This is a genomic window from Microbacterium esteraromaticum (assembly GCF_900163815.1).
Lineage (GTDB): Bacteria > Actinomycetota > Actinomycetes > Actinomycetales > Microbacteriaceae > Microbacterium > Microbacterium esteraromaticum_B.
On sequence record NZ_FUKO01000030.1, the window covers coordinates 37,474 to 51,982 of the forward strand.

At 65.4% G+C, this 14,509-nt stretch carries 19 protein-coding genes; 3 read left to right on the top strand and 16 right to left on the bottom strand.

Going from position 1 to position 14,509, the window contains the following annotated elements; all coding sequences use genetic code 11:
• Window position 1: 1 nt before the first annotated feature.
• The 6 genes from resB to FM104_RS11855 form a co-directional block, all read right to left on the bottom strand.
• A complete protein-coding gene (resB, locus tag FM104_RS11830; protein WP_087132450.1) occupies window positions 2-1,831 on the bottom strand; it encodes a cytochrome c biogenesis protein ResB in 1,830 nt (609 codons plus the stop codon).
• On the bottom strand, window positions 1,812-2,582 hold the full coding sequence (locus FM104_RS11835) for a cytochrome c biogenesis CcdA family protein (RefSeq protein ID WP_179206776.1): 771 nt from the start codon (window positions 2,580-2,582) through the stop codon (window positions 1,812-1,814). The genes resB and FM104_RS11835 overlap by 20 nt, the downstream gene beginning before the upstream one ends.
• Window positions 2,579-3,199 carry a TlpA family protein disulfide reductase gene (locus FM104_RS11840; protein WP_256971636.1) on the bottom strand — a complete coding sequence of 207 codons (621 nt, stop codon included), beginning with the start codon at window positions 3,197-3,199 and terminating at the stop codon, window positions 2,579-2,581. The genes FM104_RS11835 and FM104_RS11840 overlap by 4 nt, the downstream gene beginning before the upstream one ends.
• A 75-nt stretch (window positions 3,200-3,274) precedes the next feature.
• Complete coding sequence (locus FM104_RS11845; protein WP_087132451.1) at window positions 3,275-3,898, bottom strand: histidine phosphatase family protein; 624 nt, start codon at window positions 3,896-3,898, stop codon at window positions 3,275-3,277.
• Between the two features lie 9 nt (window positions 3,899-3,907).
• Window positions 3,908-4,213: a winged helix-turn-helix domain-containing protein gene (locus tag FM104_RS11850; protein ID WP_256971637.1), complete on the bottom strand. Its 306-nt coding sequence runs from the start codon at window positions 4,211-4,213 to the stop codon at window positions 3,908-3,910.
• Window positions 4,194-5,060, bottom strand: a complete 867-nt coding sequence (locus tag FM104_RS11855) for a hypothetical protein (RefSeq protein ID WP_143738365.1) — start codon at window positions 5,058-5,060, stop codon at window positions 4,194-4,196. The genes FM104_RS11850 and FM104_RS11855 overlap by 20 nt, the downstream gene beginning before the upstream one ends.
• A gap of 106 nt (window positions 5,061-5,166) precedes the next feature.
• Here FM104_RS11855 and aspS point away from each other — a divergent pair, with 106 nt between their 5' ends.
• Complete coding sequence (aspS, locus tag FM104_RS11860) at window positions 5,167-6,960, top strand: aspartate--tRNA ligase (protein WP_087132453.1); 1,794 nt, start codon at window positions 5,167-5,169, stop codon at window positions 6,958-6,960.
• 129 nt (window positions 6,961-7,089) lie between these two features.
• Here aspS and FM104_RS11865 read toward each other — a convergent pair whose 3' ends face one another.
• Complete coding sequence (locus tag FM104_RS11865) at window positions 7,090-7,914, bottom strand: sulfite exporter TauE/SafE family protein (RefSeq protein ID WP_087132454.1); 825 nt, start codon at window positions 7,912-7,914, stop codon at window positions 7,090-7,092.
• Window positions 7,915-7,940: 26 nt separating this feature from the next.
• Between FM104_RS11865 and FM104_RS11870 the strand changes: the two genes are divergently transcribed.
• Entirely contained in the window at window positions 7,941-8,498 is a 558-nt protein-coding gene (locus FM104_RS11870) for a GNAT family N-acetyltransferase (protein WP_087132455.1), read from the top strand.
• Between the two features lie 89 nt (window positions 8,499-8,587).
• Here FM104_RS11870 and FM104_RS11875 read toward each other — a convergent pair whose 3' ends face one another.
• The 9 genes from FM104_RS11875 to FM104_RS11915 all read right to left on the bottom strand — a co-directional run bounded on the left by FM104_RS11875 (window position 8,588) and on the right by FM104_RS11915 (window position 12,983).
• Entirely contained in the window at window positions 8,588-9,343 is a 756-nt protein-coding gene (locus FM104_RS11875) for an amino acid ABC transporter ATP-binding protein (RefSeq protein ID WP_087132456.1), read from the bottom strand.
• Complete coding sequence (locus FM104_RS11880; protein WP_087132457.1) at window positions 9,340-10,131, bottom strand: amino acid ABC transporter permease; 792 nt, start codon at window positions 10,129-10,131, stop codon at window positions 9,340-9,342. The genes FM104_RS11875 and FM104_RS11880 overlap by 4 nt, the downstream gene beginning before the upstream one ends.
• Before the next feature lie 30 nt (window positions 10,132-10,161).
• Window positions 10,162-10,983: an ABC transporter substrate-binding protein gene (locus FM104_RS11885; RefSeq protein WP_087132458.1), complete on the bottom strand. Its 822-nt coding sequence runs from the start codon at window positions 10,981-10,983 to the stop codon at window positions 10,162-10,164.
• A gap of 147 nt (window positions 10,984-11,130) precedes the next feature.
• Complete coding sequence (locus FM104_RS11890; protein ID WP_087132459.1) at window positions 11,131-11,430, bottom strand: Dabb family protein; 300 nt, start codon at window positions 11,428-11,430, stop codon at window positions 11,131-11,133.
• The gene (locus FM104_RS11895; RefSeq protein ID WP_087132460.1) at window positions 11,427-11,690 is read right to left on the bottom strand and encodes a glutaredoxin family protein; all 264 of its coding nucleotides are present in this window, start codon (window positions 11,688-11,690) and stop codon (window positions 11,427-11,429) included. Before FM104_RS11895 ends, FM104_RS11890 begins: the two co-directional genes overlap by 4 nt.
• Entirely contained in the window at window positions 11,687-11,983 is a 297-nt protein-coding gene (locus tag FM104_RS11900; protein WP_087132461.1) for a rhodanese-like domain-containing protein, read from the bottom strand. The genes FM104_RS11895 and FM104_RS11900 overlap by 4 nt, the downstream gene beginning before the upstream one ends.
• 84 nt (window positions 11,984-12,067) lie before the next feature.
• Window positions 12,068-12,166 carry a 30S ribosomal protein bS22 gene (locus tag FM104_RS11905; RefSeq protein ID WP_003792170.1) on the bottom strand — a complete coding sequence of 33 codons (99 nt, stop codon included), beginning with the start codon at window positions 12,164-12,166 and terminating at the stop codon, window positions 12,068-12,070.
• A 119-nt stretch (window positions 12,167-12,285) separates the two neighbouring features.
• Window positions 12,286-12,477 (bottom strand): helix-turn-helix domain-containing protein, encoded by a 192-nt coding sequence (locus FM104_RS11910; RefSeq protein ID WP_087132462.1) that lies wholly within the window; start codon window positions 12,475-12,477, stop codon window positions 12,286-12,288.
• Between the two features lie 89 nt (window positions 12,478-12,566).
• Window positions 12,567-12,983: an ArsR/SmtB family transcription factor gene (locus FM104_RS11915; RefSeq protein WP_087132514.1), complete on the bottom strand. Its 417-nt coding sequence runs from the start codon at window positions 12,981-12,983 to the stop codon at window positions 12,567-12,569.
• Window positions 12,984-13,089: 106 nt separating this feature from the next.
• Between FM104_RS11915 and FM104_RS11920 the strand changes: the two genes are divergently transcribed.
• The gene (locus FM104_RS11920; protein WP_373407850.1) at window positions 13,090-14,508 is read left to right on the top strand and encodes a TrkH family potassium uptake protein; all 1,419 of its coding nucleotides are present in this window, start codon (window positions 13,090-13,092) and stop codon (window positions 14,506-14,508) included.
• The last annotated feature ends 1 nt before the right edge of the window (window position 14,509 follow it).

Genomic DNA, 14,509 nt, shown 5'->3' on the forward strand with positions numbered 1-14,509 from the left:
GTCATGCTCCCTTCGCGGGGATGTCCCGCCGCGGCGTCGTTCCATCGAGCAGCCGTTCGTGGCCGCGGGCGAGGTCGTCCACGGCTGCGGCCAGGGTGGGGTCATCGCCGCGCGCCAGGCCAGCGTACTCCAGGTGCACCCCATCAGCGGATGCTGTCGCCTTCACCCACATCCGACGGCGGGGCACGAAGAGTGCGAGGCCGAGTCCGGTCAGTGCGAGCAGCGCGAAGACGAGCACCCACAGGGCCGAATCGTCATGGTGGATCTGCAGCGAGACGTAGCGCTTCACCGACTGCAGGGTGTCAGCGGCGCCCGCTGGCGACGCGTCTTCGAAGGTGATCGTGCCCATGTTGTTCGGCAGGTCTGCCGTCTCGCCCGGCTGAAGCTGAATCGACTTCAGGTCGGTGGTGCGACCGGTGAGCTTGGTCAAGTCGTTGGTGTCGAGCTGGTAGACCGAGCGCGGCGTGCCGTCGTCGATCCCGAGGTCGCCCTCGTAGACGTCGAGCGTCAGCAGCGGCAGCTGCAGTGCACCATGCGCCGAAGCGAAGGCTCCGGATTCGAGCTTTACGGCGGTCGGATACAGGAACCCGAGCATGCCCACCTGCTCGGACAGACCATCGGGAATCTTGATGACGCCCATCGACGTCATCGAGCTGTCCTGCGGCAGGAACTCGACCGGCTGACTCAGCACCTTCACGCCCTCGGCGTTGCGCACCGTGATGGTGGGCGCGTAGCCGTTGCCGAGCAGGTAGATCTTGTCGCCGCCGATGACGAGCGGGTGGTTGACCTTCACGGTTCCTTCGCGCGTGGAGCCATCCGGCTCGCGCACGCTGAGGTTGGCGGCGAAGTTGCCGGCCTGGCCCGCACCGGGCTGGCCGAAGTCTTCGTAAGTGATGTCGAAAGAATCGAGCGTCAGCGCGTACGGATCGAAGGAATCGTCGGCGACGAAGCGGCCCCGATTCATCGAGTTGTAGTCGATCAGAGTGTTGACGAAACTCGCCCCCTCGACCACGACCTTCTGACCGGTGTACGCATAGCCGCCGCCGATCGCCACGGTGATGAGCACGCCGACCAGAGCGATGTGGAACACCAGGTTTCCGGTCTCGCGCCAGTAGCCGCGCTCCGCCGACACCGACCGGGTGCGGCCGCGGTCGTAGCGGGCGACGCGGTAGCCGAGGGCCTTCAGCTGCTTCTCGGCGACGCCAGCGGCGCGGGATGCTGCGGCATCTGCATCTGCATCTGCATCTGCATCCGCATCCGCATTCGTGCCGCCGTCAGGCACCCAGGTGCGGGCGACGTGATCATCCAGCCGCGCCAGGCGCGCGGGCGTGCGCGGCGGCTGAGCCCGCAGCGCCTTCGCGTGGTGCTTGATGCGCGGGATGATGCAGCCGATCAGCGAGATGAACAGCAGCAGATAGATGGCCGAGAACCACGGCGACGAGTACACGTCGAACAGGCTCAGATTGTCGAGGACCGGGAACAGATCCGGGTTCTCTGCCTTGTACTTCAGAACGCCGTTCGGGTCAGCGCTGCGCTGCGGAAAGATCGACCCGGGTATCGCCGCGATCGCGAGCGCGAGCAGCAGCACTAGGGCGACGCGCATCGAGGTCAGCTGCCGCCATCCCCAGCGGGCCCAGCCCACGAAGCCGAGCTTCGGCTGGTTGATCTCGCCAGAGCCGTTTTCGACGTAATCGATGTGGTCGGAAGGGCGCAGCGGATCGGATGCTGCCGACGAGCCGGTCCGGTCCGCCTGCGCCGGCACGTCGCCGAGCGCCGAGGTGTCGGAGTTCTTCTTGTTCGTGTTCTTCTTGTCAGAGCGGGAGGACGACACTCTGCATCACCGCCGTCAGTCTCGACATGATCTCGGTCCAGATCCCGGTGGCCATGAGCAGGCCGAGCAGGATCAGCAGTGCACCGCCGATGATATTGACGGTGCGGATGTGCTTGCGCATGAAAGTAGTGGCCGATGTCGCCCAGCCGAAGCCCAGAGCGACGAGCAGGAACGGGATGCCGAGGCCCAGCGAGTAGGCCACGCCCAGCAGCGCCGAACGCCACGGGTCGCCCAGCGACCAGCCGACGCTGATGATCGCCCCGAGCGTGGGGCCGGTGCAGGGCGCCCAGCCGATGGCCAGCGTCACGCCCAGCAGCGGTGCGCCGATGAGTCCGGTGGTGGAGTTGACCTGCATCTTGAACTCGCGCTGCGCGAAGCCGAAGCGCCCGAGGAAGACGAGCCCCATCGCAATGATGACGACGCCGAGGATGCGGGTGATCAGCTCGCCCCACTCGATGAAGAAGGCGGCGGCTGCGCCGCCGAGCACGGTATAGGTGACGAAGACGACGGTGAACCCCGCGATGAAAAGCAGCACACCCAGCAGCATCCGTCGGCGAGACGTGCTCTGTACCCGTGCACCGGGCGAAGAGCCGGTCGAGGCGCTCACTCCCGCTGACCCGCCGATGAAACCGAGATATCCGGGCACGAGCGGCAGGATGCACGGTGAGAGGAACGAGACGAGCCCGGCGAGCATGGCCAGCGGAATCGCGATCCAGAGTGCGCCGGCGCCGATCACGGCATCCGGGCTCACGCCTTCTCCTTGAGCACGTCCTGAATCAGCGTCGACAGGATCGATACGCCATCGATCGGCCCGATGATGCGGGCCGCGACGCGACCCTGCTTGTCGAGCACCAGTGTGGTCGGCGGAGCCTTGACGGGTGTGACCTTCGCGAACGCCAGCTTTGCATCGCCGCTGGTCGCGTCGATCAGGCTCGGATAGGTGATGCCGTAGGTCTTGTCGAAGGCCTTCGCGGTGTCGGCCTGGTCGTAGATGTTGACGCCGATGAAGTGGACGTCGTCTTGCTGATGCTTCTGCCAGGTCGCTTCGAGGTCGGGGGCTTCGAGCCGGCACGGCCCGCAGCCTGCGTACCAGAAGTTCACCACGGCGACATCGCCGCGGATCTCGTCGCTCGAGAAGCTGTCGCCGTTCTCGGTCACTCCCCCGAAGTCGACGGCCTCGCCGCGCTGCTCTGCGGGGATCACGACGACGCGGGAATCGGCAGAGGTGTACGCGTTCTCGCCGCCGTTCAGGTATGCCTCGGTGGCCGGATCAGCAGCGCAGGCGCTCAAGCCGATGGCGAGCACCGCGGCGAGCGCTGCACCGACGACGCGCCGGTCACGACGAGGCGAACGAGCAGGCAGGGACACGCTGGGAATCGTACGCGCATTTCCTATGGGCGCTCTGAAACGGTGTTGATCACCCGAATGCCACCGGTCACCAGGTCAGACCGCCCCGAGATCAATGCCTTCCGCGGCCGGCTCGGCGTAGTCGACCTCGCGCCACACATCGCCGACGCGTTCGAAGCTCGTCACACTCGACAGCGCGCAGCGCCGCGTGCGCGGGTCATGCCGCAGGGGCAGCCCCGCGATCGACAGGTGGGTGATCCAGATCGGCGCCTGGTGCGAGACGAACACGACGTCGCCCCCATCGGCGTCATGCCATCGTTCGTCCATCGCGGCCAGCATCCGCTCGGCGATCGAGACATAGGCCTCGCCCCAGCTCGGCAGCGACGGGCGGCGCAGATGCCGCCAGTTGAGCGGGTTGCGCAGCGCACGCGACATGCGCTTGCCCTCGAAGACGTTCGCCGGCTCGATGATGCGCGCGTCGAGCGTCGGCACGAGCCCGAAGAGCTCGGTGAACGGTTCGGCCGATTCCTGCGTGCGCTCCAGCGGCGAGCACCGCAGCTCTGCGACCGGACGACCGAACGAGGCGATGTGCTCGGCCGCGGCACGCGCCATCTGCCGCCCCGACTCGCTGAGGTAGTAGTCGGGCAGCCGCCCGTAGAGAACGCGGGCGGGGTTGTACACCTCACCATGGCGCACCAGGTGGAGACGGGATGCTGGCATCCGGCCAGTCTAAGAGGAGCCGCCGAGGTCGGTGATGGCCCGAAGCGCACCCACGTGCTTCTCCAGCGCCTTGCGGCCCTTCACCGTCGAGCGCACCCAGGTGCGCGGGCGGGATCCGACATACCCCTTCGTGACCTTGACGTAGCCGAGCTTCTCGAGGTGCGAGAGCCCTTTGCTCACCGCCGAGTCGTCAGACTCGATGATGTCGCGCAGGGTCGAAAAATCGAGCTCGACATCATCGCCGAGCGCCGCCATCACCGACAGGCGCACCGGGGTCAGCAGCGCCTCGTCGAGGTCATGCCTCGGATGCGCCACGGCTGCGTCCGGGGAGAAAAGCCGACACGATAAGGGATGCTGCGACGAGCACCCCGACGCCGATGGCGACGGCAGGGGTGATGAGGTCTGTGGCGATGATGAGCGCGGCGAGCAGGAACATCAGCAGGGCGGCGACGCCACCAGCGATCCACTGCGGCCGCCGCCATTCGTAACCGGTGTGCAGGATGCCCCACGCCGATGTCTGCGCCGCCAATGCGACGATGACCGCCAGCATCCCGATCATCGTCACGATCCATGCCGCTGTCGGCCACAGTGCGACCGCACTAGCGAGACCGAGATAGGCACCGAGGACGATCGTCGTGATCTGCCCCGGTCGCGGGAGCAGACTCGATGGCTGCTGTTCGGCCTCTGCAGCCGGCATCCGCCGCAGGGCACTCAGCGGGCGGATACTGAACAGCACCAGCGTGACGGCGAAGGCGATCAGTGCCATCCACCACGGGTAGCCGATGCCGAGGATCCCCCACGCGAAGAAGACGACGAGCAGGGCGATGAAGGCGCCGATGGCGAGCCACTGGCGACCGGTCGTCCGCAGCCGCCCGCCGAAGCGCTCACTCGCACCGGTGATGAGACTGGAGGAGATGATCAGTGGCGGGAGGATCAGCGCCATGGTGGTGCCGCCGTGGGCGCTGGCGCCGGCTTCGATCGACCCGGTGTAGACGAACACCGCCATGTACGCCGCCATCATCACCGCATAGGCGAGCTGCAGCAGGGCGTGGCCTCGGGGCACCTGCGCGGTGCGGGCACGGATCTGCTCGACGCTGCGCAGCATCCGCTCTTCGCTGCCGTCTGCACTCTCGTGGCTTTCGCTTTCCCGTTCACTTTCCATCTGGCAAGCATGTGCCGATCGCCAAGCATCCGCAAGCCCTCTCCGGTTCGCTGTCCGGCGCTCGCCTAGAATGGCGAAGTTCCCTTTCCCAACCTGGAGGAATTCCGTGCTTCGCACCCACACGGCAGGCTCACTCGACGCCTCGCACATCGGTCAGACCGTCACTCTCTCGGGCTGGGTCGATCGTCGCCGCGATCACGGAGGCGTCGCCTTCATCGACCTGCGTGATGCGTCGGGCATTGCACAGGTGGTCATCCGCGACGAAGAGGTGGCGCACCCGCTGCGCAGCGAATTCGTGCTGCAGATCACCGGCGAGGTCTCGCGTCGTCCCGCGGGAAACGAGAACCCGAACCTGCCGACCGGCGAGATCGAGCTGATCGCGACCGACGTCGTCGTGCTCAACGAGTCGGCACCGCTGCCCTTCCAGGTTTCCAGCGGTCTCGCCGAGAGCGACCCGATCGGTGAAGAGGTGCGCCTCAAGCACCGCTATCTCGACCTGCGCCGCCCCACCGCGGCGAACGCGATGCGACTGCGCTCCGACGTGTACAAGGCCATCCGCGATGAGCTGCACACGCGCGATTTCATCGAGGTCGAAACCCCGACGCTCACCCGGTCCACGCCTGAGGGCGCGCGTGACTTCCTGGTGCCGGCTCGCCTGCACCCCGGCAACTGGTACGCGCTGCCGCAGTCGCCGCAGCTGTTCAAACAGCTGCTGATGGTGGGTGGCGTGGAGAAGTACTTCCAGATCGCCCGCTGCTACCGCGACGAGGACTTCCGCGCCGACCGCCAGCCGGAGTTCACCCAGCTCGACATCGAGATGAGCTTCGTCGAACAGGAAGACGTCATCGAGATGATGGAGTCCCTCATCGTCGCGATGTGGAAGACCATCGATGTCGACGTGCAGACCCCGCTGCCGCGAATGACCTACGCCGAGGCGATGGCCAAGTACGGCTCCGACAAGCCCGACCTGCGCTTCGGTCTCGAGCTTGTCGAAGCCACCGAGTACTTCTCAGACACCCCGTTCCGGGTGTTTCAGTCGGAGTACGTCGGCGCGGTGCTGATGCCCGGTGGCGCCTCGCAGCCGCGCAAGGTGCTCGACGCCTGGCAGGACTGGGCCAAGCAGCGCGGCGCACGCGGCCTCGCGTACGTCCTCTTCAACGAAGACGGCACGCTCGGCGGACCCGTCGCGAAGAACCTGTCCGAGGCCGAGCAGGCGGGCCTTGCCGAGCTCGTGGGAGCGGCGCCCGGCGACTGCGCGTTCTTCGCCGCCGGTTCCGCGAAGGACTCGCGCGCGCTGCTCGGCGCGGCACGCGTGGAGATCGGCCGTCGGCTCGAACTGCTCGACCCGAACCAGTTCGCATTTACGTGGGTTGTCGACGCGCCGATGTTCGAATCGGCGTCGGATGCTGTGGCATCCGGTGATGTCGCCGTCGGCGCCGGCGCCTGGACGGCCGTCCACCACGCGTTCACCGGCCCGAAGCCCGAGTTCGAGAACACGTTCGATACCGACCCGGCATCCGCTCTCGCCTACGCGTACGACATCGTCTGCAACGGCTCGGAGCTGGGTGGCGGCTCGATCCGCATCCACCGCGAAGACGTGCAGAAGCGCGTGTTCAAGGTGATGGGCATCACCGAGGAAGAAGCCGACGAGAAGTTCGGATTCCTGCTCGAGGCGTTCAAGTTCGGCGCTCCCCCGCACGGCGGAATCGCGCTGGGCATGGACCGCGTGATGCAGCACCTGACCAAGACCGACTCGATCCGCGAGGTCATCGCGTTCCCGAAGTCGGGCGGCGGGTTCGACCCGCTCACCGAGGCGCCCGCGGCCATCACTCCCGAGCAGCGCGCCGAGGCCGGCGTCGACTTCGTCGCGGAGGATGCCGAGGACGGCGCCCCCGCCTGACACCCCGCCTCACCTGACACCCCGTCTTATCGTCGAGACCCCGTCGTATGCACGTCGCTACGACGGGGTCTCGACGTTTACCCGGGGTGTCGGGGAACGACGGGCGGATGCTGTCGCCGGCGGCAACGATTAGAGCGCTGCGAGCAGGGGTGAGACGTTCTCGTTCCACACATCGAACCCGAGCTTGCCGATGAGTGCGATGACGACGATGAGAAAGACGATCCGGATGAACTTCGCGCCCCCGGTGATCGCCATGCGCGATCCCAGATAGCTGCCCGCGACATTCGCGGCGGCGAGGATGCCACCCAGCAGCCACAGCACGGCCCCGTGCGGGATGAACAGCAGCAGCGCGCCGGCGTTGGTGGCGAGGTTCACGATCTTCGCCTTCGCGCTCGCCTGCAGGAAGTCATAGCCCAGCAGTGACACCAGTGTGATCACGAGGAAGGTGCCGGTACCCGGTCCGATGAGTCCGTCGTAGAAGCCGATCACGAGTCCGGCGGCGCCGGCCGCGATGTGGTGCTTGTGCCCGCTGAACCGCAGCCGGGTGGCCGCGCCCAACTGCGGCTTGAACACCGTGAACAGCGCCACAGCGAGCAGGGCGATCACGATGATCGGCTTGAACGCCTCGGCAGGCAGCACGATCGCCGCCGCCGCGCCTCCGAAAGAGCCGACGAGCGCGATCAGCGCCATCGGGATCGCGGTCCGAATATCGGGTTTCGCTCGTCGATAGTAGGTAGTGGCGCTGGTCGCCGTGCCGAACACCGACGCGAGCTTGTTCGTCGCGAGCGCCTGCACAGGAGAGATGCCTGGAATCAACAGCAGGGCCGGCAACTGCAGCAGACCGCCCCCGCCGACGACGGCATCGATCCACCCCGCCCCGAACGCCGCGATGACGATGAGGATGAGCATGCCCCAGGTGAGCTGCTCGAGGCCGAGTACCGCGCCGATTTCCATTGCTCTTAGAATGCCAGACTGGGCGCATGCTCGATGCCCTTGTTCTCCCCCAGGTTCTCCCCTCGCGCGCGGATTCCGAGGCTGACGGACCAGTCATCCTTCGACGCGCGACAGCCGCGGATGTGGAGGGGCTCATCGCGCTGCTGGCAGATGACCCGATCAGTGCATCCCGCGGGGATATCGCCGCTCCCGATGACCATGCGCGGTACGCGGCGGCGCTCAGGCAGATTCTCGGCGACCCGTCGAACGATCTGCTCGTGGCCGAGAGAGCGGATGCCGTCGTCGGCACATTCCAGCTCACCCTCATTCCAGGTATGGCTCGTCGCGGATCCTGGCGATTGCTCGTCGAGGCTGTGCGGGTGCGCAGCGATCTTCGCTCGGCCGGGATCGGCTCGGCCATGATGCGCTGGGTGACCGATGAGGCAGCATCCCGACTCGGCGCCGATCTCGTGCAGCTCACCTCGGATGCCGCCCGCGTCGAGGCGCACCGCTTCTACGAACGACTGGGGTTCGCCGGCTCGCACCTCGGCTTCAAGTACCCCGTGCGCCCGTCCTCGGCAGGGGTTGCCGAAGTCGAAGGCTGACACCCCGGTTTAACGCCGAGACCCCGTGCTGCAGTCGTCTGCAGCACGGGGTCTCGATGCTTACACGGGGTGTCGGCGGCGCCGAACGATCAGAGCACGCGGGAGAGGAAATCCTGTGTGCGCTGGTGCTGCGGATTTCCGAGCACCTCGTGCGGTTCGCCCTGCTCGACGATGACACCACCGTCCATGAAGATCAGGCGCGAGCCGACCTCACGGGCGAAACCCATCTCGTGCGTGACGACCAGCATGGTCATGCCTTCTTCAGCCAGCGAGCGCATCACCTGCAGCACCTCACCGACCAGTTCGGGGTCGAGCGCCGACGTCGGCTCGTCGAAGAGCATCATGTCGGGGTTCATGCACAGCGCGCGCGCAATGGCGACGCGCTGCTGCTGCCCACCCGAGAGGTGGCTGGGATACGCATCCGCCTTCTCCGACAGGCCGACCCGCTCGAGCATCTCGTAAGCGACCTGCTCCGCCTCTTCCTTCGAACGCTTCTTCACACGTCGCTGCGCAACCGTGAGGTTGCCGAGCACTGTCATGTGCGGAAACAGGTTGAAGCTCTGGAACACCATGCCGATGCGCTGGCGCACCCGGTCGATGTCGGTGTCCTCATCGGTGACGTCGATGCCTTCGATGAGGATGTGGCCGGCCGTGGGCTCCTCCAGCAGGTTCACCGAGCGCAGCAGCGTCGACTTGCCCGAGCCCGACGGCCCGATGACGCAGACCACTTCGCCCGCGAGCACCGTGAGGTCGATTCCCTTGAGAACTTCGTTGTCGCCGAAGCTCTTCACGAGTCCCTGCATATCGATCGCAGGGGCGTGAATATCGATCAGATCCGTGCTCATCGTTCCCTCGCCATCCGTCGCTCCAGCCACGCGGTGAACCGCGTGAGCGGGATCGTCACGATCAGATACATAATGGCCGCCATGATCAGCGGCGTCGCGTTCGCGTACATCGTGTTCGCATCGCGCGCGAAGCTGGTGAGCTCCTTCGACCAGATGAAGGTTCCCGCAATGAACAGCAGCGAGGTGTCCTTCAGCAGCAGGACGAACTCATTCGTCAGCGGCGGAATGATGATGCGGAACCCCTGCGGCAGAACGATGAAGAACATGGTCTTCATCGGTGACATGCCCAGCGATCGCGATGCCTCGGTCTGTCCCTTGGGCACCGCCTGGATGCCCGAGCGGATCACCTCCGCCATGTAGGCGGACGCGACCAGGATGAGACCGATCAGCCCTGCGCCGACCGGGCCGCCCGGCGGCTTGATGCCGAACGCGATAGGCAGGATGAATGCCATCGCGAAGATCGTCAGCAGCGCGGGCAAGCCGCGGAACAGTTCGATCCACGCGGTGGCGAACCAGCGGAACGGCGCGATGACCGACAGCTTCAGCAGGGCGAAGACGATGCCGAGCAGGATGCCGCCGGTGAAGGCGATCAGCGTGAACAGGATCGTGTTGCGCAGCGCAACGATGATGATGTCGGGAAACAGCTTCGCCGCGACTTCAAGATCGAAGAACTGTTTTCCGAGTCTGGCCCAGTCCGTGAATATTGCGATCAGCACAACCAGCACGAGGAAGATCCCGTACATCGAATACCGGTAGAGCTTGGTTTTAGTCCTCCGCCTCAATGCCATCTGAGCGGACCTCCTATCTGCCCGCGGCGCTTACTTGGCCGCGAAATAGGTGTCGTAGATGGTGTCGTAGTCTCCGCTGTCGCGCAGCTCCTTGAGCGCCTTGTTCACGGCGTCGCGCAGTTCATCCTTCTCGCCCTTGGCGAAAGCGAACCCGTAAGACTCTTCCGTGTTGTACTCCTCGACGATCTTGTAGTCGGAGTCGGCCTTCTCGTGCTCGATGTTGACCGGCTGGTCCTGCAGGATGGCGTCGATCTGTCCTGCCTGCAGCGCGGGCCACAGCTCAGCATCGCCGGGGTACTGCACGAGCGTCGCGTCCTTGGCGTTCTCCTTGGCGTAGCTCTCGCCCGTCGTACCCTGCTGCACACCGAGGTTCTTGCCGGCGAGGTCGTCGATGCTCTTGATACCCGAATCGGTGCTGGTCAGCAGCGACTGCAGCGAGTCGTAGTACGGGTCGGAGAAGTCGATGTTCGCCTTGCGCTCGTCAGTGATGGTCATCGCCGAGGCACCCATGTCACAGGTGCCCGCGATCAGAGTGGTGCCCGACTGCAGTCCGTCGAAGCTGACATCCTGCACGCTGAGCTCCAGACCGAGCTTCTGCGCGATCGCGTAGGTCAGATCGATGTCGAATCCGGTGTACCCGCTGCCGTTGTCGCCGCCCTCCATCTCGAAAGGCACGTACGGCACCTCCGAGCAGACCGTCAGCGTGCCGTCGGTGACGAGACCGTAGTCGGCGCCGGCCGGCGTTTTGTCGCCGTCATTGCCGGGAGAGGTGTCTCCGCTGGCGCAGCCGGTGAGAGCGAGCATGGAGGCAGCCGCGATAGCGGCGCCGATGAGCAGGGGACGGCGGTTCATGGCCACTCCTTTGTGACAGGGGCTTGTTGCCCAGGTACGGGTATATCTCATCTTGACATGCAGCCACCGCCATCGCCCACCGTCAGCGAAGCCTGCGTGATCACATTTGTATTGCGAAGCAGGACAGCCGCTTCGCAATAGGGGCGCTCAGACCTCGAAGTCGACCGCCACGCGCGATGCGACGACGGACCGGATGTACGCCCCGACTTCCTGGTGCGCCGGATGCACCTGGTAGGCCTCGAGATCGTCGAGCGTGTCGACATCAGCGACGAGCGTGACGTCCCAGTTGACGTCCGGATGCACGATATTGGCGCCGGCCGTCACTGCGCGTAACTCAGGAATGACCCCGAGCAGCGCGTTCAGCCGGCGCGAGACCTCCGCAGCCTGTTCGCCGCGCACGGCAGCATCCTCTTCGGCGAGCTTCCAGCTCACGACGTGACGGATCATTTCATTGCCTCCTCGAGCGCATCGCGCAATCGGTCGGAAGAGACGCGCCAGTGCGCGTGCAGTTCGCCATCGATCAGGATGACGGGGATCTTCTCCCACCACAGTTCGTAGAGCGCCGGATCGTCGGCGATCGAGCGCTCGACGATCTCCAGCCGCTCGGCGGCAGCATCCGGCAGCTCGGCAACGACCGCATTCACGATCTCCGCCGCGACATCGCACAGATGACAGTCGGGCTTGCCGATGATGGTGACTGTGGTCACGGCTGCACGACGGGGCGTCCTTGAGCGATCCACTCGCCCGTGCCGCCCTCGACATTCGTCGCATCGTGGCCGCGCATCGAAAGCGCTTCGACCGCACGTCCGGAGCGTCCGCCAGCCTGACAGATCACATCGAAGGCCTCAGCGGGAAGCTCGGCCAGGCGATCGCCCAATTCGGAGAGCGGCAGGTTCACAGCACCCGGAACGTGGCCCGCGGCGTACTCATCGCGCTCGCGCACATCGATCAGGGGCACGCCTGTGCGGCCGGCGAGCTCTTCAACGGTGATGGTCTTCATGGCATCCTCTGGCGATCCGTTTTCTTTCCGGGCTCCACAGACACGAAGCGCCCATCCGAAGATAGGCGCTTGGTGTCGTGCCGCTTACTTCTTGTTGCGGCGCTGGTGGCGAGTCTTACGAAGCAATTTGCGGTGCTTCTTCTTCGCCATGCGCTTGCGGCGCTTCTTGATGACTGAACCCACGGAAACCTCACTAAGTCAGGGGTTGGATGCCACAAAGGCGGACACCCGGGTACGGGCACGGAAAATGCCTCGAACGATTCTAGCAAACGGTCGAGCCCCAACCCGACCGAGCGCTGTGATCATCCTACGTCGGCTATTGGCTTGTTCATCGCATCGGCCACCGCCGACTCCGGCACGCGGTAGCTGCGGCCGAAGCGAATCGCGGGCAACTCGCCAGCGTGAACCAGCCGATACACGGTCATCTTGGACACGCGCATCAGCTCGGCGACCTCGGCCACCGTCAGGAATCGAACATCTTGAACGTCGGGCATCCCCCGTACCCCTTTCTGCTGATGCACAGCATATGGGGTAGGTGCGACGCCTGTAAACCGATGGGGCGGATGTTATTGCTGTGAACGAGTCAGACGCCGCGGCGCTTGAACGCCGAGGCGACGGCATATTTCGCGGATGCTGCCGCACGGCCGACCACTTCGGCAGCGTGCGCGGCACTGCCGGGCAGCGGCCCAACCGGGTACTCGATGTCGGGCGCCTGGTCGCCATAGGCGTCGACGAGGAACGGCACGAGCCAATCGTCGATCTGCTCCAGCGGCTCGACCGCCAGACTGTAAAAACGCCGCTGACCGTCTTCGCGCACGGTGACAAGCTCCGCATCGCGGAGCACCTTCAGATGCTTCGACACCGTGGGCTGACTGATCCCGAGCTCACCGACGATCTCGGTCACGCTCGTGCCCCCATCACTCTGCGACGACTGGCTCAGCAGCAGCCGGAGGATGTCGCGCCTCGTGCCGTCAGCGATCACGTCGAAGATGTCGGTCATGCCATCAGGGTAGTCGGCGCGAGCACGGAGTACCATGACGAGGGCTTGACGAAGAGCGTCGCGCGAGTAAGAACATGCAGCAGAAGGGGGATCGATGTCGGGCATGATGTCGGCATCCTTCACGCAGCATCGCTTTCGAGGAACTGCCCGAGGGATCAGGCACATCGTCACCTCGTCGCCGTCGCGGTTCGCGATCGTCATCTTCGCCGCGCTGATCCTGCTGTTCACCGGGCTGCTGTCGTTGCCGATCGCGTCGGCAGACGGCACGGTCACTCCGCTCAGCGACGCGCTGTTCACCGCGGTCTCGACGATCTGCGTCACCGGTCTCACCACGGTCGACATGAGTTCGCACTGGTCGCCCTTCGGTCACGTCGTCGTGTTCGTCGGCGTGAACATCGGTGGACTGGGCGTGCTCACCCTGGCATCTCTGCTGGGCATGGTCATCTCCAAGCGTCTGGGCCTTCGCGCCAAACTGCTGGCTGCCGGCGACACCAACCCGCTGCGCGCTCACGGCGGTGTCGTCAACGAGAGCCAGACCGTGCGCCTGGGCGAGGTCGGCCAGCTGCTGACGACAGTCGCACTCTCGGCGCTCATCATCGAAGGCACCCTCGCGGTACTGCTGTATCCCGCTCTGGTGATGGCCGGAGTGAATCCGATCTCAGCCCTGTGGGAAGCGCCGTACTTCGCCGCCATGGCCTTCACGAACACGGGCTTCGCGCCGAACGCCGGCGGCGTCGCCATCTTCGCCGATGACTACCTCGTGCTGACTCTGCTGATGATCGGCGTCTTCCTGGGCAGCATCGGCTTCCCCGTGATCTACACCCTCGCCAAGCACGTCTGGCACGTGAAGCGCTGGTCTCTGCACTCCAAACTCACCCTCATCACCACGACCCTGCTCTTCGTGCTCGGCGCCGCGGTGTTCCTCATCCTGGAGTACGACAACCCGGCCACCTTCGGTTCGATGGATGCCGGGGACACGACTCTGCAGGCATTCTTCTTATCGGCGATGACACGGTCCGGCGGTTTCAACGTCATCGACATGTCGGATCTGAACGGGTCGTCGATGCTCGCCGTGTGCATGCTGATGTTCGTCGGCGGCGGATCAGCATCCACCGCCGGCGGCATCAAAGTGACCACCCTCGCGGTGCTGTCCATCGCCGTCTGGTCCGAGGCGCGCGGTCGGCAGTCCGTCGAGGCGTTCGGGCGCCGCATCCCGAGCGACGTGCAGCGCGTGGCGCTCAGCGTCGTCGCCTGGGGCGCGACCATCGTGGCGCTGTCGACGGTGGCGATCGCCCAGATCACGAAGGCCCCGATCATCGATGTTCTCTTCGACGTCATCTCCGCGTTCGGCACCGTCGGGCTCTCTTCAGGCCTGACGGAGACGCTCCCGGATTCGGCCTCGTACGTGCTCGCCGCCACGATCTTCATGGGGCGCGTTGGTACAGTGACTCTCGCCGCGGCAGTCGCCGCGACATCACGTTCGCAGCTCTACTCGCTGCCAGTGGAAAGGCCGATCGTTGGTTGAG